Raw genomic sequence first — 21,713 nt, forward strand, 5'->3', positions numbered from 1 at the left:
TAGACATAACGCCGAAGGAAACAGGCATTATGACCATCTCCGACAAGGATCGCGCTCTTCTATCTTTGCTGGGAAGCAATGCCCGCATGCCAGTAGCGGAATTGGCGCGCAAGCTCGGCCTTTCGCGAACGACGGTACAAGCGCGGCTTGAGCGGTTGGAAGCAGAAGGGGTAATCGCCGGCTATGGCCTCAGGCTCTCCGAAAACTATCTGTCCGGGCTTGTGCGCGCCCATGTGCTGATCACCATCGCCCCAAAGGCGTTGGCAGCGGTGACGATGTCGCTGTCTGCCATCAAGGAGGTGACGACACTGCACTCCGTCAGCGGCAGCTTTGACCTTATTGCCATCCTTGCCGCCCCCTCCATTGCGGAACTTGACGGTTTGATCGACAAGATCGGAGCATTGGACGGAGTTGAGCGCACCCTCTCGTCGATCATTCTATCCACGCGGATTTCTCGGTAAGACGCCCTTTTCGTCGACGATCACCTCACGCCTGATCGAGGCTTCCTCTCTGTGCCTTGAAGAACATCTTCAGCCGCTGAAGTTCATTTTCGCTCCAGCCCTGCGGAGTGGTCACCTCCATCCATGCGTCGATGTAATGTTCCGGCGCATAGACGTGACCGTAGCCGATCGGTGCGGTCGTCGCTGCGGCCACGTCAAGCGTCAACTGCAGAAAGGTGACGAGCGGAAACCAGCGGAACGATGAGGAGATATCGCGCCCTCGAGGCTGGTTCATCCACTCGGGACGACTATACAGGGATGACGTCTCAAAGAACGTGATCGGATCGCTGGCATATTGCAGATACACGATCCGCATCGGCCCCCAGGACGCATTCGGCATTTTGGCGGTTTGATACTGATCGGCGAAGCGAATGACGGACGAATCGCGGAATCGAGGCAGCCATTGGGGTGTTCCATCGACGCGCCCATTGGTCGCCATGCGCCATATAGGACTTGCGAAGGGTGGCCCGCTCCACAGCGCGCCCTGAAACGGATCCGCCAGCACATCATAAAGATCTGACGATTTCTGGCTGTTCAACGCACCAAGGCTAAGCCCGTGAAGATAGAGCTTTGGCCGCGTGTCCTTGGGAAGCGTCGTCCAATAGCCATAGACCTCTTCGAAAAGAGCTCGCGCCGTCTCGACGCCATAATCCGGCTCCGTCAGAAGGGCGATCCAGCTGGACAGATAGGAATATTGGACCGCAACGCTGGCTATGTCGCCATTGTGCAGATACTCGACCGTATCCAGAGCTTCCGGATCGATCCAGCCCGTGCCGGTCGGTACCACGACGAGCAGCGTTTGACGCTGAAACGCGCCCGTTCGTTTCAACTCGTCGAGTGCAAGCTTTGCCCGTTCTGCCGGCGTATCTGCCGAGTTGAGGCCGGCATAGACCCTGATCGGCTCAAGAGCGGGACGGCCCGTGAAGCTGGCGATCTGCTGCGCGGTGGGGCCGGTGGCAACGAACTCCCGTCCGCGACGGCCGAGAGACTGCCACGTCATCAACGAGCCATCGCTGCCGGTTTTCAGCTGGTCGGTCGGCTTGGGGACGTCGGGCTCGATAAGGCTGTCCACCTGCTTCAGCGAGCTATCGGCAAAGCGCAGTCCGATATCGAAAATCAGGCCGTTCAGCACCATCCAGCCGAGCACTAGTGCCGCAATCGCGCTTACGACATTGGCCAGCCTGCGCGGAAGAAAGCGTCGACTGCGCAGCGCTAGCAAAAGGCGCACCAGTTGGAAAAGCCGCCCGAAGCCAATCAGAATAGCGGCAACGGCCACCGCGACCGCTCCGGTTCTGATGGGGTGACTGCTGTCCAGCGGGCTCATTTCCATCAGCAGACGGATGGAGTTTTGCCAACGCCCCGCCTGCCAGAGAAAACCGATTGCGGAAACGATAGCGGCAAGCGACAAGACAAAGCGGATGCCGCGCCGATCATGCCTGGAGGGTTGCGGCAACTCAAGATAGACGTAAATCGTCTTCAGCAGGATGCCGATCAGATACCCGATTGCAAAGGAAAATCCGCAAAGCACGCCCTGCATGATGAAGGTACGCGGCAGAAGCGAAGGGGTGAGCGACGCGCAGAACAGCAGCGTGCCGAAAACGACACCAGTACTGGAGAGCGGTCCGAGAAAGCGCCTGATCCATCGCAAGCAGCGACTCCTCCCATGATTCTGGCTGAGCGTTCTAAATTTAACTGAAGCATCGCGACTGCGCGATGGTCAATCCAGTTCGGGCTTTACAGCTAGGAAAGAAATCACAGAGTAAAAAAGCCCGCGATGGACTTTCGTCACATCACGGGCTGTTCTCACATGCCGGAAACCGCCATCATGGCGTGTATGCGGCAATCACTTCTTTGGAGACTGTGAAGGCTTTGGCTGACTTCCGCCTTCGCGCATCTGCCGCCACTCGCTCTCGAGGCGGTCGTAAATATTTTGGGGAATTGTCGCTGTCATGGCATTCCTCCTGACTGGTTGATGCAGCTCCATTTGCGGGCTCTGAAACCAAGTAAGAGGGTGAGAGGTTCCGGGATTCAAGCAAAAATTTTTCCTTAAATCGGTTCGTAGCTATTAAAATCGATTAAGATTTTTTCAAATCGATTTAAGTGTGACGCTCCGAGCGGGGAAAAATCCGTCACTTGCCTGCAGTTGCATTTTCCAGGCGCTTCATGAGCTTTTGCGGGCGATGATTCTTGCGCCTATCCAAGTGTTATGTGCCCACTTAAACACTCTAAAAAGCGGCAGAGGCGCCTTCCTTGCGGTCCGGACAACCGGATCGGCACATCATTTTGATGAACACGCGTGGTTAGTCGCTGGCTAGCTGATTGAACGCGTCGCCACAGGGTGATAGGCGGTCCCTTTAAATTTGTCGCGACGTGTTCAATGACAGGTGCACATTCATGATCCGCCACATCGTCTTCTTCACTGTACCGGAAGCTAACCGTGATGCCGTGCGCAAAGGCCTGTCCGGCCTGACTGCGATCTCGCATGCCTCGAAACTGGAGATTGGCGAGAACGTCAAGAAAGATCAGTGGGGGAATTCGGTGGATTTCATCGTCTATGGCGAATTCGAAAGTGAAAATGCACTGGCTGCTTATAAGGCCGACCCCGCCTATGAGCTTTCCACCAACACCGTGAAACCGCTGCGCGATACTCGGGTTGCCGCTGACTTCGACGCCGACAAAGCCGTCAAGGCGCCAATCATCTAGGCGGGTGAGACAAGCCTTTTGCTTTCCTCAGTCGTCGCCTTAACGGCCGAAAGCTGCTCGGCAGGTTTTTCGTTCAAACGATTCAAAAGATTCAAGGAAGGGGCAAAGCGCGTCGGAAACGGGGCTAGAGGCCAGTGGAGCGGATGCGTCACTCTCGTCATCCATTTCTGACTGACCGATGCGCGGTTTGCCATTGTAAGGCTGCGGCCGTGCCCAGCTTGAACCGCAGCAAAAGACCACATTCATTTGCCATTCAGGCGCTTTGAGCTAAATATTGCGGCAACAAACTATTTGACGTGCATCCGACTTTTTGTGGAAGTTTTTGCAAATGGCATCTCCTCTCATCATTGCGACGCTTGCGGCTGGACTATCCGGCTTCCCCGCGCCGCAAGTGGATTTGCGGGCCGGTGCCGTCGAAGCGCCGATCGTGCGCGTTGCCAGCGATTGTACCGGCGCTGTTTCCCGCGTCGTCCGTGAAACTGGCGGTCAGCTTCTTTCCGTCTATCCGTCCGGCGATGGTCAGTCCTGCGTGGTCACGGTGCTGGTGCAGGGCAATGGCGAACGTCCGCGCAAGGTGACGATGCGCGTACCTATGTAGTTGAATCCCGGCCTAAATCTCCGTACATCTCCTGTAGACATGTTTCGAATGCCGGCCCGCTGCCGGTTGGACTGAAAAAGGGGCAGACGATGCGCATTCTCGTGGTCGAGGACGATACCAACCTGAACCGTCAATTGACCGACGCGCTGAAAGAGGCGGGGTATGTGGTCGATCAGGCTTTCGACGGCGAGGAAGGGCATTATCTCGGCGATACGGAGCCCTATGACGCAATCGTCCTCGATATCGGCCTGCCGCAGATGGACGGCATCACCGTCGTCGAAAAATGGCGTTCGTCCGGCAAGTCGATGCCTGTTCTGATCCTGACCGCACGTGACCGCTGGAGCGATAAGGTCGCCGGTATAGATGCGGGCGCGGACGATTACGTGACAAAGCCTTTCCATGTGGAGGAGGTTCTTGCCCGCGTGCGCGCTTTGATTCGCCGCGCCGCTGGCCATGCGTCCTCCGAGATTGTCTGCGGCCCTGTGAGGCTCGATACGAAGTCCTCCAAGGCAACGGTCAACGGCGTAACTTTGAAACTCACCTCCCACGAATTCCGTCTGCTGTCTTATCTCATGCATCACATGGGTGAGGTCGTATCGCGGACCGAACTCGTCGAACATATGTACGATCAGGATTTCGATCGGGATTCCAACACGATCGAAGTCTTTGTTGGTCGACTGCGCAAGAAGCTCGGGGTCGATCTGATCGAGACCATTCGTGGCCTCGGCTACCGGATGCAAGCGCCGCAAGATGCGAAGTAATTCACTCACCGCCCGCGTTCTGTTGCTGGCGTCGGCATGGTCCGTGCTGGCGCTGGTGGTGATCGCAGTGGTGATTTCGACGCTCTATCGCCAGGGCGTCGAGCGCAGCTTTACAGATCTGTTGCGCGCCCAGCTTTACAACGTCATCAATTCCGTGACGATTTCCAATGACAACACGCTTGCGGGCAGCCCTCAGCTTGGCGATCTGCGTTTCTCCCAGCCCGACACCGGCTGGTACTGGGTTGTTGAACCCCTCGGCAACTTCCAGACAGCGCAGTTGGTCTCTTCTTCGCTGGGTGTGTCCAAGCTTGCAGTTCCCAGCATTCTCGATGTTCCCTTCGATAACCGCTACGAGCGCTATTACACGCTGACCGATCAGGCCGGAAATCGCATTCAGGTGGCCGAAACCGAGGTCGTGCTGGATGGAGAGGGCAGGGCGGCACGGTTTCGCGTGACCGGCAATCTGAACGTCGTGGAAGACGACGTGCGGGATTTTTCCAATAGCCTTTATCTGGCGCTCGCCGTCTTCGGCGTCGGCAGTCTCGTCGTTAATGGCCTTGCCATCCTCTATAGTCTCCGCCCGCTGGACCACGCGCGCGTGGCGCTCGGCAAGATACGCGGTGGCGAGGCGGAGCGGCTCGAGGGTGAGTTCCCCCGGGAAATTCAACCACTCGCCCATGAGGTCAATGCGCTGATCGAAAGCAACCGGCGTATCGTCGAGCGCGCGCGCATGCAGGTCGGCAATCTCGCGCATTCATTGAAGACGCCGATTGCAGTCTTGTTGAACGAGGCGCGCACGCTGGACAGCCAGCATGGCGATCTGGTGCGAGCGCAAGCCGATGCCATGCAGGCGCAGGTTCAGTCCTATCTTTCGCGAGCCCGCATCGCCGCACAGCGTGGCTCGATTCTGGCGCGCGCCGAAGCAGAGCCGGCGCTGGAGCGTCTGATCCGTGTAATGCGGCGTCTCAATCCCGATAAAATATTCGAACTCGATCTACACCAGCCCGGTGTCCTTCTCGCCATGGAGCAGCAGGATCTGGAAGAAGTCGTCGGCAATCTTCTCGAAAATGCGGCACGGTTTGCCAACAAGCGCGTCGTCGTGCGTATGACGACCGGAAGTCACACATCATCCGATCCGGACATTACCCGTCGCGCCTGGGTAGAACTGACGGTCGAAGATGATGGTCCCGGTCTTGAGCCCGACCAGATTACCGAAGCGCTCAAGCGTGGCAGAAGGCTCGATGAAAGCCGACCCGGTACAGGCCTTGGCCTTTCCATCGTCAGCGAGGTAGTTTCCGAATATCATGGCAAGTTTGCCTTGTCGCGAAGCGAACTCGGCGGATTGAAGGCCGCGCTGCTTTTGCCGGGCCTTTCGAAAGAACTTGCTTAAGGCATGGGAAAAGGCAATTAATTCAAACTGAAAGAACGTTAAAACCTGCCTGATCAGGCGCGGTTCTGTGCCGTGACCGACAGGTTCATGCGTCGAGTTGTCAAGGAGTGGTATTTTGATCGAAGCGAAGTGCAGTTCAGGTATGAGGTCAGCAAGGGCTCGCACGGCAGGGTCTGCCGTGCTGTCGCTGGTCGTCGTTTCCGTCTTGAGCTCCTGCGCAACATCCAATACCCGCGGCGGCGCAGGCGGCACGGGTCTCTTCGGCGGAGGTTCCTCTGCGTCCGTTTCCTACATTTCCAGCCTTCAGGGCGGGATCGTGTCGCGCAGTGGAATTCAATTGAGCAGAGGCGATTACAACAAGGCCTTGGAAGCGGAATATCGCGCTCTTGAAACAGCGCCCGGCGGGCAGGCGGTGACCTGGAGCGGCAGCGCCAAGGGTGAAGTCGTCGCCAATGCGCCCTATCAGGTGGGCAATCAGAATTGCCGCCAATATTCCCATACCATCACGGATAATGGCCGCGAAGCGAAGGTGCGCGGTGCAGCGTGTCGTAACGCAGACGGGACATGGACGCCGCTGACTTGAGGACGTGGCGAAACGTCCGGCGCCGCTTTGAATGGCATAGTGTCACTCCCGTCTTGGTTGCGGCCAATTCTCCTCGTGATCGACATTCTTCCATTTGACTTGCGTCAAGGAAGGCGTAGGTCTTCCTATGAGAGAAAGTCGCGCGGCCGATGGCCTCAAATTCGTGTCATCCTGTTGCGACGTGTTTCAAAGCAACGCGCATTCGAGTAGTTGATTGGGAATGTTCTGGATTCTCGTTGCCATACTGACGGCGGCTGTCGCCATCGTTCTCACACATCCGCTGATGCGCAGCAGGCAGGCCGCCATTGCCGATCGGCAGGGCGAGGTTGCTGTCTATCGCGATCAGTTGGCGGAACTTGAGCGAGAGCGTGCGTCCGGCCTGATTGGTGAAACGGAGGCAGATTATGCGCGTGCTGAGATTGGACGCCGGCTACTGGCCGTTGCTTCTGGACCAAACCAGCCCGATGGCACTTCGACGGCACGCCGCCACAATGTGATTGCGACCATTGTCACCGCGCTGATACCGCTCACAGGCCTCTGCCTATACTTGTGGATGGGCAGTCCGAACCGCCCGGACATGCCGCTGGAAGCACGCCTGGAAAACCCCGGCAACGATATGAACCTTTTGATCGCCAAGGCTGAACGACACCTGGCGCAAAACCCGCAGGATGGTGCTGGATGGGACGTGCTGGCACCAATCTACTTCAAGACGATGCGATTTGCCGATGCCGAAATGGCCTACCGGAATGCGATCCGTATTCTGGGGGAAAATGCTCAGCGACTGACCGGCCTTGGCGAAACGCTGGTGACGTCCAGTCAGGGCATCGTCACCGACGAGGCGCAGTCTGCCTTCGCCGATGCGGAGAGGATGCGTCCGGGCAATCCCCGGGCGCAGTTCTATTTGGCGCTGGCGTTGGAGCAGGCTGGCAAGATGGATGAAGCACGCGATGCCTTTGCCAAAATCCTGCAGACATCTCCGGCAGGTGCGCCGTGGATTGCGCTGGTTCAGGCTCATTTGAAGGCAACGGGCGGCGATGCTGCAATTGCTGCCGCGCAAAAGCCTGAAGCGCCCGCAAACCCGACGGCAGAGGATATCGAGGCGGCCAATACCATGTCGCCCGAGGATCGCCAGGCGATGATCTCCGGCATGGTGGAAAGCTTGGATGGCAAGCTTAGACAACAGCCCGATAATTTCGAGGGCTGGATGAGGCTCGTGCGCTCCTATGCCATGCTGAATAATGAAGACAAGGCGAAGGAAGCGCTGCGCAACGGCCTGAAAGCTTTCCCGCCCGGTGGTGAGCAGGGCAAGAAGCTTCTGGCGCTGGCACAGCAGCTCGGTATTAATGCCGATGGAGCGACCCAATGACACGCAAGCAGAAACGATTGGCCATTATCGGCGGGGGCGTGAGCTTCATCATGCTTGCCGTGTTTCTTGTGATGTTTGCCTTTGGTCAGTCCATCGCTTACTTCTACATGCCTGCCGATCTTCAAAAGAATGCTGTCGCTCCCGGAACCCGCATCCGTCTAGGTGGGCTGGTTGCCGAAGGTTCGGTGAAACGCGGCGAAGGCCGCACGGTGGGCTTCACCGTGACGGATGGAACGGGAAGCGTCCCGGTCAGCTATACGGGTATTCTGCCAGACCTCTTTCGCGAAGGCCAAGGCGTTGTAACGGAAGGTGTGTTCGATGCCGCAACTCATGCCTTCATGGCCGACAGCGTACTGGCTAAGCATGACGAGAACTACATGCCGAAAGAAGTTGCCGATCGGCTGAAGGACAAGGGTCTCTGGCAGCATACTGAAGAGGGCAACAAGACTGGGGCGACCAAATGATTACCGAAATCGGCCATTACTGTCTGATCCTCGCACTTGCGGTGTCCTTGGTCGTTTCGATTCTTCCCGTCATCGGCGTGCGCCGTTACGATCGCGCGCTGATGGACGTTGCCTCCGTCGGTTCACTACTGATGTTCCTTCTGGTCGGCTTGAGCTTTGCCGCCCTGACGCGCGCCTACGCCATTTCCGACTTTTCGCTGAAAAACGTCTTCGAGAACTCGCATTCCCTGATGCCGATGATCTACAAGCTTACTGGCGTATGGGGAAACCATGAGGGCTCGATGCTCTTGTGGCTGCTGATTCTGGTGTTTTTCAGCGCGCTCGTCGCCGTCTATGGTCGCAACCTTCCCGAAACGCTGAAGGCCAATGTGCTTTCGGTACAGGCTTGGATCAGTACGGCTTTCTTGTTGTTCATCCTTCTGACGTCCAACCCTTTTCTGCGCCTCGACCCGGTGCCGGCTGAAGGGCAGGATCTGAACCCCATCCTTCAGGATCTCGGTCTCGCCATCCATCCACCGTTGCTTTATCTGGGCTATGTGGGCTTTTCCGTCTGCTTCTCCTTTGCGGTCGCTGCCTTGATGGAAGGACGCATCGATGCCGCATGGGCGCGTTGGGTGCGGCCATGGACCCTTGCTGCCTGGACCTTTCTGACCGCCGGTATCGCCATGGGCTCTTACTGGGCCTACTACGAACTCGGCTGGGGCGGCTGGTGGTTCTGGGACCCTGTCGAAAACGCCTCCTTCATGCCCTGGCTTGCGGGAACCGCGCTCTTGCATTCGGCGCTCGTCATGGAAAAGCGCGAGGCGCTGAAAATCTGGACCGTGCTGCTTGCGATCATGACCTTTTCGCTGTCGCTGCTTGGCACCTTCCTTGTTCGCTCGGGCGTATTGACCTCTGTCCACGCCTTCGCCACCGATCCGAGCCGCGGTATTTTTATTCTCTGCATCCTGACGATGTTTATCGGCGGTGCTTTCTCGCTCTTCGCATGGCGCGCCCCGACGCTGAAGGCGGGCGGTCTTTTCGCGCCGATTTCGCGAGAAGGTGCGCTCGTTCTCAACAACCTGATCCTGACGGTCTCCACCGCCACGGTGCTGACCGGCACGCTCTATCCGCTGGTTCTCGAGACGCTGACAGGCGAAAAAATCTCCGTTGGTGCGCCCTTCTTCAATATCACGTTTGGCCTGTTGATGATCCCGGTCCTGATCGTCACGCCTTTCGGCCCCATGTTGGCCTGGAAGCGGGGCGACCTTCTTGGCGCCTTCCAGCGGCTCTACGTGGCAGCGGCTCTGGCCGCTCTTGCCGGGCTGGCGCTCTGGTATATCGAAAATGGCGGGCCGGTGCTGGCCGCACTCGGTATTGCCGCAGGCTTCTGGCTGATCTTCGGCGCACTTGCCGATCTCTGGTATCGTGCAAACTTTGGCAAGCTGGCCCTTAGCATCGCTTTGCGCCGACTGAAGGGTCTGCCGCGTTCGACTTTCGGAACGGCGCTGGCGCATATGGGTCTTGGGATTACGGTGCTTGGTATTGTGACCGTAACCACCTTTGAGACCGAAACCGTCGTCGAGATGAAGCATGGCATGGCGGTGGAAGCTGGCGGCTACAGCCTGACCTTTGACGGAATTCGTCACTTTGTCGGTCCGAACTATAGCGAAGATCGAGGTCACTTCACCGCTCGCAAGGCCGGTGCGGAAGTCGCGGATGTCTGGTCTTCCAAACGACTTTACACCGCACGCCGGATGCCGACGACCGAAGCCGGTATCATGACCTTCGGCCTGTCTCAGCTTTATGTCTCTCTTGGCGACCCCATGCAGGACGGCGGTATCGTCGTACGCATCTGGTGGAAGCCCTTCATTCTCTGCATCTGGGGTGGGGCGCTCTTCATGATGCTTGGAGGGTTCATCTCTCTGTCTGACCGTCGCCTGCGTGTCGGCGCGCCCAATCGCAAGGCCAGACCTGCCAAGGCCGCGGCTCTGGAGGCTGCGGAATGACGGCGGTTCTGGCGAGAGTGTCGTTGCTCTTTCTTCTGGCCTTCAGCGCTTTTCCGGCCTTCGCCTTCAACCCGGACGAGGTGCTGTCCGACCCCGCACTTGAAACGCGCGCGCGCAACCTCACCGCACAACTGCGCTGCATGGTTTGCCAGAACCAGTCGATCGATGACAGCAATGCGGAGCTTGCTCGCGATCTGCGTCTTCTGGTTCGGGATCGGCTGGTCAAGGACGACAGCGACGAGGCCGTCATCAACTATGTCGTCTCCCGTTACGGCGAATTCGTGCTGCTGAAACCACGCTTCACTGCGCGGACGCTCGTCTTGTGGGGTGCGCCGATCGGCCTTCTTCTGATCGGCGTGGTCGCGGTCTTCGTCTTTTCACGTCGTCGTGCGGCTCTCGCCGAAGGTGAAAAACTGACCTCGGATGAAGAGGCGCGCATCCGCCAATTGCTGGAACGCTGACCTAGCGCACCTGATGCGGCGGCTTTGACAAGATTACTATTTTTTCATTCTGCAGACACTTCGTTGTAAGGTGGAAGTCCCTATATCTTTCATCATCCACCGCTACTCCGGTTCCCTCGGAGGCTCCAGTCAGATGAACAGAGAAGGTAATCACATGTCTCAATTGCAAAACGGACGCTCCTCGTTGAAGACCGTTCTGAAGTCTTCCGCCGTTGGCGGTCTTGCCGCGTTGATGCTCACCACCGGTGTCGCCGGCCCGATAGCCCGTTCCTTTGCAGCACCTGTCGAGGTTAATGCGCCTCAGGTGCCGAGCTTTGCCAATGTGGTTGATGCCGTTTCTCCCGCGGTCGTTTCGGTCCGTGTGAAATCCAATGTCGAGCCGGTGTCTGACGACAGCAGCGGCTTTTCCTTCGGCGGTCGCGGTCTCGACCAGCTTCCTGACGATCACCCGCTGAAGCGCTTCTTCAAGGAATTCGGTGGTCCGGGTGCAAATGAAGACAAGCGCGGTCCGAACCGCCATCGTGAAGGGAAGGGCCCGCTTCGCCCTGTCGCTCAGGGCTCTGGTTTCTTTATTTCCGAAGACGGCTACATCGTTACGAACAACCACGTCGTTGACGATGGATCTGCCTACACTGTGGTCCTCAATGACGGTACCGAATATGATGCCAAGTTGATCGGCCGCGATAGCCGCACCGATCTTGCGGTTCTGAAGGTCGATGTGAATCGCAAGTTTACCTATGTGCAGTTTGCCGATGACAGCAAGATTCGCGTTGGTGATTGGGTCGTGGCCGTTGGTAATCCCTTTGGTCTCGGAGGTACGGTGACGTCTGGTATCGTCTCGGCCCGCGGTCGTGATATCGGCTCCGGTCCCTATGACGACTACCTGCAGATCGACGCAGCCGTGAACCGTGGTAACTCCGGTGGCCCTGCCTTCAACCTCAACGGCGAAGTGGTCGGCATCAATACCGCGATCTTCTCTCCCTCCGGCGGCAATGTCGGTATTGCGTTCGCCATTCCCGCATCCGTTGCCAAGGATGTCGTTCAGGATCTGATCAAGGACGGCAAGGTCGAGCGTGGTTGGCTCGGCGTCCAGATCCAGCCGGTCAGCAAGGATATCGCCGAATCGCTTGGGCTCTCCGAAGCCAAGGGTGCTCTGGTCGTCGCTCCGCAGGCGGGCTCTCCAGGTGATAAGGCCGGCATCAAGCAGGGTGATATCATCACCGCGGTCAATGGCGATCCGATCAAGGATGCCCGCGAATTGTCTCGCCGGATCGGTGCGCTGGCACCCAACACCAAGGTCGAGTTGTCGCTGTGGCGCAATGGTAAGTCCCAGTCTGTCAGTGTCACGCTCGGCGATCTTGCAAGCGATGACGCATCTGCGGGCGCCAAGGGTCAAAACGACAACGATCGCGGCGGTCAGTCCTCCAGCGAGAAGGCTCTCTCCAGCCTCGGCCTGACGGTCGCGCCTGCGGAAGATGGCAATGGCCTTGCCATCACCGATGTCGATCCGGACTCCGATGCCGCGACCCGTGGCCTGAAGGCCGGTGAAAAGATCACCTCGGTCAACAACCAGCAGGTCGCATCCGCGGCCGATGTTGAGAAGGTGATTTCGCAAGCCAAGAAGGACGGTCGCACCAAGGCTCTGTTCCAGATCGAAACCGAACAGGGCAGCCGCTTCATCGCCCTCGACATTGATCAGGGCTGATTAGCAAAGACGGGAGAGGGGCGTTTTGCCCCTCTCATTTTTAGTCGCAGAACAACAAAAACATCGCCGATGAGTTCGGCGTCTTGGCGTTTTGCGATCAGCTATGGTGGTCGGATGTCGGCCATCCACGGCCAAAGTCACTGCCCGCCTCTTCAACGCGTGACAGGCCGAGCAGTCAGGAGACATCGTCATGGCGGACCTTATGAGCCAATCCATGGAAAGTCATCTGCATAATGTTTCGGGCGAACCTCTTTCCGGTTGTGCGCTGAATGATATGGACGTTAATGTTCCCCACATGAAAATACTTGTTATTGAAGATGATCTGGAAGCTGCCGCCTACATGACGAAGGCGTTTCGTGAAGCGGGTATTGTTGTCGATCATGCAAGCGATGGCGAAAGCGGTCTGTTTATGGGCTGCGAAAATGTCTACGACGTCATGGTCATCGACCGGATGCTACCGCGTCGAGACGGACTCTCCGTCATATCCGAGTTGCGCAAGAAGGGCATAGAGACGCCAGTCCTCATCCTCTCTGCGCTTGGTCAGGTCGATGACCGCGTGACGGGTCTTCGTGCCGGTGGCGACGATTATCTGCCGAAGCCCTACGCTTTCAATGAACTGCTCGCCCGCATCGAGGTGCTTGGCCGCCGCAAGGGCAAGCCTGAGCAGGACATGATTTATCGTGTGGGCGATCTCGAACTCGACAGGCTCTCTCATGACGTGCGCCGCAACGGCAAGGAAATACTGCTTCAGCCGCGTGAGTTTCGCCTGCTGGAATATCTGATGAAGAATGCCGGTCAGGTGGTGACCCGCACCATGCTCCTGGAAAATGTCTGGGACTATCACTTTGATCCCCAGACCAACGTGATCGACGTTCACGTGTCGCGGCTCCGCTCGAAGATCGAGAAGGATTTTGACAAGCCGTTGCTGAAGACCATCCGCGGTGCAGGCTATATGATGAAGGATGAAGGCTAGCCATGCCTTCGCGCCTGCGCCTTCTTTTCAGCTCCACCGCTGTCCGTCTGTCCGCGCTTTATATTCTGCTCTTCGCGCTCTGCGCTGCTTTCTTGGTTTTCTACGTCACCGCGCTTTCCGAGCGTCTTTTGAACCAGCAGACGCGCGACGCCGTGCTTCAGGAGGTCAATGACGTCCAGCGGATTTATGAGCGCGGCGGTATCAATCCGCTGTTGCGGATGATGGAGCGGCGCGCCCGACAGCCTGGTGCCAGCCTTTATGTGATAGCGGGTCCCAATGGCGAGATCCTGGCGGGTAACGTCGCCTCGGTTCAGCCGGGCGTTTTCGACAGCGAAGGCTGGACGGATTTTCCCTTCACCTACGAACGCTACTCTGAAAGCGGAGACAGCGTGAAACACCTCGCAACCGCCAATATCTTCGTCCTCGACAATGGTCTTCGCATCCTCGTCGGACGCGACCTGGGAGAACCCACGAAGTTCAGGTTGTTGGTGCGAAATGCGCTAATGGTGGCCCTCGCCATCATGGGGGGCGGCGCGCTCATCATCTGGTTCGCGATCGGGCAAAACGCCCTGAAGCGGCTTGATCGCATGTCCGCGGCGACGAAGAAGATCATGGCGGGCGATCTGTCGCAAAGGCTGCCGCAAGGTCGTTCCGGAGACGAGTTCGATCGTCTCTCTGGTTCGCTGAACGCCATGCTTGGCCGCATCGAAAAGCTCAATGAAGGCTTGCGCCAAGTTTCCGACAATATTGCGCACGACCTCAAGACGCCGCTGACGCGTCTGCGCAACAAGGCGGCAGATGCGCTCGACGATAAAGATGAAAACAAGCGTCGCGCAGCGCTTGAAGGCATCATTGCTGAATCCGATCAATTGATCCGCACGTTCAACGCGCTTTTGATGATCTCGCGAGTCGAGGCAGGCTCGATCGCCGCTGAGATGACCGATGTGGATGTCTCAGCCATCGCCGAAGACAGTGCAGAGCTTTACGAGCCGGTCGCGGAAGAGGAAGGTCTGACGCTGACCACAGCTATTGAGCCAGGACTTGTGGTGCAGGGAAATCGGGAACTAATCGGCCAGGCGCTAACAAATCTGATCGACAATGCCATTAAATATGCAGGCGGGCATGATGGCCCGAAACGCCTGTCCGTTCATCTTGCTCAGAGTGACGAAGGGATCGTTCTTTCGGTTGCCGATACCGGTCCCGGCGTTCCGGCTGAAAAGCGCGGCGAGGTGATCAAACGCTTCGTGCGGCTGGACGAAAGCCGCTCAAAGCCCGGTACAGGCTTGGGCCTGTCCCTGGTAGAAGCGGTGATGGAGCTTCACGGTGGGGCGCTTCGTCTTTCCGATACCGATCCGGACAATAGAACCTCGCCCGGCCTGACCGTGTCCATGGTCTTTCCAGCGTCGAAGCCTTAAGGTTAGTGTCTTTCCGTGACGGCGGTGACTGCACAGCTGTTCAGGGAGCGGCTAAGCCCGTCTAAAGGGGTGACATGCAGGAGGAGACACCATGACAGATGCGGCACCAGCCGGATTGCGGCTTGACGATGTGCAGTCGGGAACGGTCCGCGCGCTGACCCAGAACGAACTGAAATCCGTTTTCTCGTCTCTAAGAGATATCGCCAAGCGCGAATCCGCTATCGCCGAATTGATGGCTGGCGACAGCCCGCTAAAGGATTTTATTGCCAGCGCCTTTACCCTGTCTCCCTATCTGCGCGACGCAGCGAGCGCCGATGAGGGGTTGTTGACACTTGCCATCTCCGAGCCGGTCGAGGCATCGCTCGGCAGACTGGTCGAGCAGGCCCGTCATTGCTGGCGACCGGATGAGGGTGGCGCCATCCCGACCGAGGCGGAGGTGATGACGACACTGCGCGTTGCCAAACGTCGCCTGTCCTTCATTGCCGCACTTGCCGATCTTGGACGCATTTTCACCGCCCGCGATACGACACGATGGTTGAGCGACATGGCCGATGCGACGCTGTCGGCGGCAATCGACCACCTTCTTCTTGCCAACCACAATAGCGGCAAGCTCAAGTTGAAGAGCCCCGAAAACCCTAGTGAAGGGTCCGGCCTGATCGTGCTTGGCATGGGCAAGCTCGGCGCGCGCGAGCTCAACTATTCATCCGACATTGATGCCGTCATTTTCTTCGAGCCAATGGCGGGCATTGTGCCCGATCCACTGGATGCGCTGGAAACCTTCGGACGCATGATGCGGCGGCTGATCCGCATCATGCAGGAACGCACAGCCGACGGCTACGTGTTTCGAACCGATCTTCGCCTTCGCCCCGATCCCGGCTCAACGCCGCTTGCCATTCCGGTTGATGCGGCGCTGCTCTACTATGAGGGAAGAGGGCAGAACTGGGAGCGGGCGGCCTATATTAAGGCAAGAGCCGTTGCCGGCGACATCAACGCAGGCGAGGGCTTCTTGCGTGACTTGACCCCTTTCGTGTTCCGCAAATATCTCGACTACGCCGCGATTGCCGATATCCATTCCATCAAACGACAAATCCATGCGCATAAGGGCCATGGCGCGATTGCTGTGAAAGGTCACAACGTCAAGCTCGGACGTGGTGGTATCCGGGAAATCGAGTTTTTCGCCCAGACACAGCAATTGATTGCCGGCGGGCGCATGGCGCCCCTGCGTGTCCGCTCGACCGAAGAAGCGCTTGCGGCGCTGACCGATGCAAAATGGATCGACGCGGAGACGCGTGACAGCCTGACGGATGCCTATTGGTTTCTCCGCGAGGTCGAGCATCGTATTCAGATGGTTCGCGATGAGCAGACGCATATCCTCCCCGATACGGAAACCGAACTGAAGCGCATCGCCTTCATGCTGGGCTTTACCGATAACAAGGCATTTTCAGAAAAGCTGGAAGAGGTGCTGCGGCTGGTGGAGCGGAAATACTCCGCTCTCTTTGAGCAGGAAACCAAGCTTTCGGGCGAGAGCGGCAATCTGGTTTTCACGGGTCAGAAGGATGATCCCGACACATTGAAGACGCTGGAGCGGCTCGGCTTCGAACGTCCTGAAGATATGTCGCGTGTGATCCGCACATGGCACAATGGTCGCTACCGCGCAACGCAATCGGTCGAAGCGCGAGAAAGGCTGACCGAGCTGACACCCGACCTGTTGAAGGCTTTCGGCGAGAGCAAGCGCGCCGACGAAGCGCTGCTGCGCTTCGATAATTTTCTCTCCGGGTTGCCTGCCGGCATCCAGCTGTTTTCTCTTCTCGGCAACAATCCAGCGCTCCTGTCTCTCTTGGTAACGATCATGTCGTCCGCCCCGAGACTGGCAGAGATCATTGCGGCGCGCCCGCACGTTTTCGACGGGATGCTCGATCCCGCGCTGATGACGGAAATACCGACACGCGATTATCTCGCCCAGCGAATGAGAGGTTTCCTCGCACCGGCCCGTCATTATGAGGATGTCCTCGACCGCTTGCGCATCTTCGCCGCCGAGCAGCGATTCCTCATCGGTGTGCGGCTTTTGACGGGCGCAATCACCGGAGAGGTGGCAGGTCGCGCCTTTACCCACCTTGCCGATCTTGTCATCGAAGCGGCTTTGAACGCCGTACTCGTGGAGATGGAGACGGCGCATGGCGTCTATCCGGGCGGTCGCGTTGCCGTCATCGGCATGGGCAAGCTCGGTTCCTTTGAGCTGACCGCCGGTTCGGACGTCGATCTCATCCTGCTATATGATTATCACGACGAGGCCACCGAATCCGACGGTGCAAAGCCACTCGATGCAGTGCGCTACTTTACCCGCGTGACCCAACGGCTGATCGCGGCGCTGTCTGCACCGACGGCCGAGGGCGTGCTCTACGAGGTCGACATGCGTCTCAGACCCTCGGGCAACAAGGGGCCGGTGGCAACCCGTATTTCCACATTCGAAAAGTACCAGCGCGAGGAAGCCTGGACTTGGGAGCATCTGGCGCTCTCCAGAGCCCGCCTCATTTGCGGTGACGCCACATTAATCTTCGATGCTATGGAGATAATCTCTTCGGTCCTGTCGCACAAACGCGACGTGGCGACGATTGCCGCCGACGTTCATGAAATGCGTCAACTCATCGACAAGGAAAAGCCGCCTGGAAGCCCGTGGGACTTCAAGCTCATTCCTGGCGGACTGGTCGATCTGGAGTTTATTGCGCAATATCTGACGCTGGTCGCGCCCACGAAAGATCTGCCGCTGCACAAGCCGGGAGAGAGCACTTTCGACGTGCTAAAACGCATTGCCTCGCAAGCGATGGAGCCGCAGGCGCATGACGATTGCATTGAGGCGATGCGGCTCTTCACGGAGTTATCGCAGATTATAAGGCTTTGCATCGATACGGATTTCGATCCAAAGCAAGCCCCCTCTGGGTTAGTCGATCTCGTGTGCAGAGCTGGCGATTGCCCTGATATCGCGACCTTGGAGGGTGAGGTTAAGCGGCTGTCGAAAGCGGTCCGCAAGACTTTTTCCACACTGGTCACTGCGAAAGGCAGTTCATAAAGCCGAGTGAGGGGTCCAGAAACGACTCTGTATCCGTCGCACGTCCAGAGGGGCACATAAGTTTCCCGGCACTGGAACGGATTTTGCCGGGCTGGATTGATCAAGGCGCCACCCCCACTTATGGCGAAAGCTAAAACGAGAGCGTCTTTATGTTTCACCTTATTTTCGGAATTCCATGGCTAGTGGTTGCTGTCCGCTTCATCCTGCCATTGCCTTGGATCTGGCCTTTGAAGCTCGCGCTCGCGCTGCTGCTTCTCGCAGCATCTCAATATCACCTCTTCAGCCGACTCTCCTCCGGCTCTGTCTTCTCGCCTGAGTTTCCGAGGCCTTTGATTATCGGCTTCAACCTGCTCTTCGGCTTCATGCTCCTGCTCGCAGTTTTTCAGATCGTGTTGGATGTCGTGTCGCTGATCTTGATGCTGTTCAAGGGGCATTTTCCGATTGTGCCCTCCGCTGTACGTTATGGGATGGCTGCTGTCGCCTTGTGTCTATCGGCATTCGCTGTAAGCCAGGCCATTCGTGTGCCGCCGTTGAAGGATATCGAGGTTTCTGTTCCGGGCCTCGATCCGGCTTTCGATGGCTACAGGATCGTCCAGTTGACGGATTTGCACATCAGTCGTCTCTTTCCCGCCTTCTGGACCCAAGCCGTGGTGGAAAAAACCAATGCGCTTAAGGCTGACCTTATCGTTATAACGGGCGACCTGATCGACGGAAAGGTGGAGGCGAGAAGTAGCGATATCGCGCCCTTGGCAGAATTGAAGGCACGTGATGGCGTCTACACCATTCCCGGAAATCATGAATACTTCTTCGGTTATGAAGAGTGGATGGCCTATTATCAGCGCTTGAATATGATCACTCTTGCCAACAGCCATGCTGTGATCGAGCGTGCCAACGCCAAACTTGTCATCGCTGGCGTAACCGACCTCTCATCGGCGAGGACCGCATTTCCCGTGCATGACACGGTGGCTGCGCTGAAAGGCGCACCAGTCGATGCGCCTGTTATCCTGCTCGACCACCAACCCCGTCAGGCGGCTGACAATGCAGCACTGGGTGTTGCGCTTCAGCTTTCCGGCCATACCCATGGCGGAATGGTCGTCGGTCTTGATCGTGTAGTTGCTCGTCCGAATAACGGCTTTGTCTCGGGCTTCTACGATGTCGATGGAATGAAGCTTTACGTCAATAACGGCACGGCGCTTTGGCCAGGCTTTGCGCTCCGGCTCGGTGTTCCATCCGAACTGACCCGCATCACCTTGAGGTCTCGCTGAGGCGCGACCGAGAGGCGCGTCAGTTCAGTCTGTGCGAGCGAAGAAGCTCTAGCTTGTTTCTAGCCTGATATGCCAGATAGGGAACGTCCTTCGCGGTATGGACATGCGGGATGAGGATCGTCACAACCGTGCCCTTACCCTCACAGGAGCGGATTTTCATCTTGCCGCCATGCAACCTCACCAGCGACCGGGAGATGGCAAGTCCAAGACCTGATCCGCCCTTGCTCTTGGCATACTGACTCTGGACCTGTTCGAATGGCTGACCGATCTTCTCGATCGAGGTAGACGGAATGCCGATACCCGTATCGGCAATGGTCAGCATAAGTCCGCCTTCGTGAATATGGGTCCGAAGCTCGACGCGTCCGCCATCATCGGTGAACTTCACCGCGTTGGACAGGAGGTTGAGCATGATCTGCTTCATGGCACGGCGGTCGCCGCTCATATGCATATTCTTGCAGACGCGTTGCTGAATGGTGATATTCTTCTGCGCAGCCTGAATGGCTGTCAGGCGCAACGTCTCCTCGACCAGTGGTGCGAGATCGACCTTTTCGCGGTTGATGCGCATATGGCCTGCCTCGATCTTCGACATGTCGAGAATGTCGTTGATGACGTTCAGCAGATGCTTGCCGCTGTCGTGAATGTCCCTGGCATACTCGCTATATTTCGGCGACCCGACCGGTCCGAACATTTCCGCAACCAGAATTTCGGAGAAGCCGAGGATCGCGTTGAGGGGTGTGCGCAGTTCATGGCTCATATTGGCAAGGAATTCGGACTTTGCCTTGTTGGCAGCTTCGGCACGTTCCTTTTCGGCCTGGTAGAGCGCATTCGCATCTGACAGCTCTGTCTTCTGTCGTTCAAGCTTATGGCGGGAGGCGGAGAGGTCGCCAATGGTCGCCATCAGGCGCCGCTCGGATTCGCGAAGACGATCCTGATGCCGCTTGAGGAGCGTGATATCGGTGCCGACCGAAACGAGGCCGCCATCACGTGTGCGTCGTTCGGTAATCTGCAGCCAGCGCTCATCCGCAAGCTGCACTTCCGTCGTGCGCGACAGCCCCGATTGATCGGAGTCTGCTACACGCCGCTCGACGATGGGGCGAGCTGCCGCGCTGTAGACGACCGATCTTTCCGTACCGGGCACAAGGACGCTGTCCGGCAGACCATAGGCCTGCTGGAAGTGGGTGTTGCACATGACGAGACGATCGTTCTTGTCCCACAGGACGAAGGCTTCCGACGTGCATTCGATCGCATCGGCAAGACGCTGATCTGCCTCGGCGTAACGCTGCGCCAGACGATGCTGTTCGGTCACGTCCATGGCGATCCCGATAACGCGCGGACCGTTTGCCGTATGAATGACCTGCGCGCGGGCGCGCAGCCAGACATAGTGCCCATGGGTGTGGCGCATGCGGAAAATCTGGTCGATCTGGCGCAGGTCGCCGCAGCCGACGGAGCGTGCCAGTTCATAGAGGTTGCCGTCCTCGGAATGCATCATGCGGGCCGCATCGCTGAAGGACAGCGGCTCCGTTCTTGGAGGCAGGCCAAGGATTTCATAAAGCGAAGTGGACCAGAACATGCGCCGGGTCGCGAGGTCGAAATCCCAGAGGCCACAGCGTCCACGTGAAAGTGCGGTCTCGACGCGAAGGTTGGCCTCCACAAAAACCTCATCGGCAGTGCGGGCCCGCTTCACCTGCATGTAATAAGCATAGAGGATCACAAGCAGGATGGCGGAAATGCCGGTGAAGAGAGTGACATTCATGGCCACTTCGCTGCGCCAGAAGGTGCGCATGGGCTCTAGAGAGTGCGCTGCGATAATCATGCCACCATCGGGGCCAAGCGGCAGCATGGTGGCATAATGCGGGGTGGTGTTGATATCGGTTTCGATCGTTCCCGGAGCGCCGGGAAAGCGGCGAACGATGGCAATTTCAGGCAGTAGCGTCGTTAGCGACGTTCCGACGTAGGAAGATGCACGCATGCCCACACCGCTGAAGATACGGCCGTTCATGCCGGCGACGAGGACGACGGTGTCGTCATCCAGGCTCCCTGTCGGGAAGTGATCGTTCAGCCGGCGATCGACCGTCGCTCTGTCCTGTGTCGCAGTAAGATTTTCCCCGCCGGACAGCGCCGCACGCGCCGTCAAAGCCGATAGCGCTGTCGCCTGACGGGCGGCACTTTCCATACGGCTATATTCCGCAGTGATGCCGAACATGCGCGATGCGGCAACCACCACCAGAAATGCAAGGATGAGAATGGGAATGAGGCTCTTGAGAAGGGTTTCGAGCCTGTTGACCGGCCACAATAGGCCGGGCAAGCTGCGGATCGAGGACAGACCCTCTGCCGCCCTGTGAACCAACGCCGCCATTTCAGCAAATCTGGCATACGGTCGATCATCGCCCGCAGTCGCCCGCCGCACGTTCGTCATTGTCCCGCCTTGATATCCCTCGTGTCAATTCGAAGCGCCGCCGCTCGAATCTGTCCCT

17 protein-coding genes are annotated in these 21,713 nt (G+C 57.9%); 15 read left to right on the forward strand and 2 right to left on the reverse strand.

The genetic code is table 11. The features are described 5' to 3' along the window. Nucleotides 1–29 precede the first annotated feature (29 nt). The gene (locus tag QZ869_RS08120; RefSeq protein ID WP_296082464.1) at nucleotides 30–461 is read left to right on the forward strand and encodes an Lrp/AsnC family transcriptional regulator; all 432 of its coding nucleotides are present in this window, start codon (nucleotides 30–32) and stop codon (nucleotides 459–461) included. A gap of 25 nt (nucleotides 462–486) precedes the next feature. Here the strand turns inward: QZ869_RS08120 and QZ869_RS08125 are convergent, their stop codons facing one another. After that, nucleotides 487–2,148 (reverse strand): alpha/beta-hydrolase family protein, encoded by a 1,662-nt coding sequence (locus tag QZ869_RS08125; RefSeq protein ID WP_296103875.1) that lies wholly within the window; start codon nucleotides 2,146–2,148, stop codon nucleotides 487–489. A 746-nt stretch (nucleotides 2,149–2,894) separates the two neighbouring features. On the opposite strand from QZ869_RS08125, the gene QZ869_RS08130 reads away from it, so the two are divergent. From QZ869_RS08130 to QZ869_RS08195, 14 genes are all read left to right on the forward strand, one after another. Further along, entirely contained in the window at nucleotides 2,895–3,203 is a 309-nt protein-coding gene (locus tag QZ869_RS08130; RefSeq protein WP_296015537.1) for a Dabb family protein, read from the forward strand. Nucleotides 3,204–3,531: 328 nt separating this feature from the next. Beyond that, nucleotides 3,532–3,801: a hypothetical protein gene (locus tag QZ869_RS08135; RefSeq protein ID WP_296015535.1), complete on the forward strand. Its 270-nt coding sequence runs from the start codon at nucleotides 3,532–3,534 to the stop codon at nucleotides 3,799–3,801. An 89-nt stretch (nucleotides 3,802–3,890) separates the two neighbouring features. Further along, nucleotides 3,891–4,562, forward strand: a complete 672-nt coding sequence (locus QZ869_RS08140) for a response regulator transcription factor (RefSeq protein WP_296036985.1) — start codon at nucleotides 3,891–3,893, stop codon at nucleotides 4,560–4,562. Next, nucleotides 4,552–5,952, forward strand: a complete 1,401-nt coding sequence (locus tag QZ869_RS08145; protein ID WP_296100843.1) for a HAMP domain-containing sensor histidine kinase — start codon at nucleotides 4,552–4,554, stop codon at nucleotides 5,950–5,952. The genes QZ869_RS08140 and QZ869_RS08145 overlap by 11 nt, the downstream gene beginning before the upstream one ends. 142 nt (nucleotides 5,953–6,094) lie before the next feature. After that, nucleotides 6,095–6,535: a hypothetical protein gene (locus QZ869_RS08150; RefSeq protein ID WP_296103878.1), complete on the forward strand. Its 441-nt coding sequence runs from the start codon at nucleotides 6,095–6,097 to the stop codon at nucleotides 6,533–6,535. A 220-nt stretch (nucleotides 6,536–6,755) separates the two neighbouring features. Next, on the forward strand, nucleotides 6,756–7,901 hold the full coding sequence (gene ccmI / locus QZ869_RS08155; protein ID WP_296103881.1) for a c-type cytochrome biogenesis protein CcmI: 1,146 nt from the start codon (nucleotides 6,756–6,758) through the stop codon (nucleotides 7,899–7,901). Next, a complete protein-coding gene (gene ccmE / locus QZ869_RS08160) occupies nucleotides 7,898–8,365 on the forward strand; it encodes a cytochrome c maturation protein CcmE (protein WP_296103883.1) in 468 nt (155 codons plus the stop codon). Before ccmI ends, ccmE begins: the two co-directional genes overlap by 4 nt. Beyond that, nucleotides 8,362–10,353 carry a heme lyase CcmF/NrfE family subunit gene (locus tag QZ869_RS08165; protein WP_296103885.1) on the forward strand — a complete coding sequence of 664 codons (1,992 nt, stop codon included), beginning with the start codon at nucleotides 8,362–8,364 and terminating at the stop codon, nucleotides 10,351–10,353. The genes ccmE and QZ869_RS08165 overlap by 4 nt, the downstream gene beginning before the upstream one ends. After that, on the forward strand, nucleotides 10,350–10,814 hold the full coding sequence (locus QZ869_RS08170; protein ID WP_296103887.1) for a cytochrome c-type biogenesis protein: 465 nt from the start codon (nucleotides 10,350–10,352) through the stop codon (nucleotides 10,812–10,814). Before QZ869_RS08165 ends, QZ869_RS08170 begins: the two co-directional genes overlap by 4 nt. A 154-nt stretch (nucleotides 10,815–10,968) precedes the next feature. Continuing rightward, on the forward strand, nucleotides 10,969–12,519 hold the full coding sequence (locus QZ869_RS08175; RefSeq protein WP_296036970.1) for a Do family serine endopeptidase: 1,551 nt from the start codon (nucleotides 10,969–10,971) through the stop codon (nucleotides 12,517–12,519). Between the two features lie 214 nt (nucleotides 12,520–12,733). Next, nucleotides 12,734–13,492, forward strand: a complete 759-nt coding sequence (locus QZ869_RS08180; protein WP_296015618.1) for a response regulator transcription factor — start codon at nucleotides 12,734–12,736, stop codon at nucleotides 13,490–13,492. Nucleotides 13,493–13,494: 2 nt separating this feature from the next. Then, the gene (locus QZ869_RS08185) at nucleotides 13,495–14,907 is read left to right on the forward strand and encodes a HAMP domain-containing sensor histidine kinase (protein ID WP_296036967.1); all 1,413 of its coding nucleotides are present in this window, start codon (nucleotides 13,495–13,497) and stop codon (nucleotides 14,905–14,907) included. Between the two features lie 91 nt (nucleotides 14,908–14,998). Further along, entirely contained in the window at nucleotides 14,999–17,974 is a 2,976-nt protein-coding gene (locus QZ869_RS08190; protein ID WP_296103891.1) for a bifunctional [glutamine synthetase] adenylyltransferase/[glutamine synthetase]-adenylyl-L-tyrosine phosphorylase, read from the forward strand. Between the two features lie 149 nt (nucleotides 17,975–18,123). After that, nucleotides 18,124–19,239: a metallophosphoesterase gene (locus QZ869_RS08195; protein WP_296103893.1), complete on the forward strand. Its 1,116-nt coding sequence runs from the start codon at nucleotides 18,124–18,126 to the stop codon at nucleotides 19,237–19,239. 19 nt (nucleotides 19,240–19,258) lie between these two features. Here the strand turns inward: QZ869_RS08195 and QZ869_RS08200 are convergent, their stop codons facing one another. Then, complete coding sequence (locus QZ869_RS08200) at nucleotides 19,259–21,655, reverse strand: PAS domain-containing sensor histidine kinase (protein WP_296103895.1); 2,397 nt, start codon at nucleotides 21,653–21,655, stop codon at nucleotides 19,259–19,261. Nucleotides 21,656–21,713: the final 58 nt, after the last annotated feature.

The organism is uncultured Agrobacterium sp. (assembly GCF_913777885.1).
Lineage (GTDB): Bacteria > Pseudomonadota > Alphaproteobacteria > Rhizobiales > Rhizobiaceae > Agrobacterium.

Bases quoted from the DNA above. Each gene is read 5' to 3' on its own strand.
- QZ869_RS08120 (WP_296082464.1), top strand. From the start codon at position 30: ATGACCATCTCCGACAAGGATCGCGCTCTTCTATCTTTGCTGGGAAGC.
- QZ869_RS08165 (WP_296103885.1), top strand. From the start codon at position 8,362: ATGATTACCGAAATCGGCCATTACTGTCTGATCCTCGCACTTGCGGTG.
- QZ869_RS08195 (WP_296103893.1), top strand. From the start codon at position 18,124: ATGTTTCACCTTATTTTCGGAATTCCATGGCTAGTGGTTGCTGTCCGC.
- QZ869_RS08185 (WP_296036967.1), top strand. From the start codon at position 13,495: ATGCCTTCGCGCCTGCGCCTTCTTTTCAGCTCCACCGCTGTCCGTCTG.
- QZ869_RS08140 (WP_296036985.1), top strand. From the start codon at position 3,891: ATGCGCATTCTCGTGGTCGAGGACGATACCAACCTGAACCGTCAATTG.
- QZ869_RS08200 (WP_296103895.1), bottom strand. From the start codon at position 21,655: ATGACGAACGTGCGGCGGGCGACTGCGGGCGATGATCGACCGTATGCC.
- ccmE (WP_296103883.1), top strand. From the start codon at position 7,898: ATGACACGCAAGCAGAAACGATTGGCCATTATCGGCGGGGGCGTGAGC.
- QZ869_RS08150 (WP_296103878.1), top strand. From the start codon at position 6,095: ATGAGGTCAGCAAGGGCTCGCACGGCAGGGTCTGCCGTGCTGTCGCTG.
- QZ869_RS08175 (WP_296036970.1), top strand. From the start codon at position 10,969: ATGTCTCAATTGCAAAACGGACGCTCCTCGTTGAAGACCGTTCTGAAG.
- QZ869_RS08145 (WP_296100843.1), top strand. From the start codon at position 4,552: ATGCGAAGTAATTCACTCACCGCCCGCGTTCTGTTGCTGGCGTCGGCA.
- QZ869_RS08135 (WP_296015535.1), top strand. From the start codon at position 3,532: ATGGCATCTCCTCTCATCATTGCGACGCTTGCGGCTGGACTATCCGGC.
- QZ869_RS08130 (WP_296015537.1), top strand. From the start codon at position 2,895: ATGATCCGCCACATCGTCTTCTTCACTGTACCGGAAGCTAACCGTGAT.
- QZ869_RS08170 (WP_296103887.1), top strand. From the start codon at position 10,350: ATGACGGCGGTTCTGGCGAGAGTGTCGTTGCTCTTTCTTCTGGCCTTC.
- ccmI (WP_296103881.1), top strand. From the start codon at position 6,756: ATGTTCTGGATTCTCGTTGCCATACTGACGGCGGCTGTCGCCATCGTT.
- QZ869_RS08190 (WP_296103891.1), top strand. From the start codon at position 14,999: ATGACAGATGCGGCACCAGCCGGATTGCGGCTTGACGATGTGCAGTCG.
- QZ869_RS08180 (WP_296015618.1), top strand. From the start codon at position 12,734: ATGGAAAGTCATCTGCATAATGTTTCGGGCGAACCTCTTTCCGGTTGT.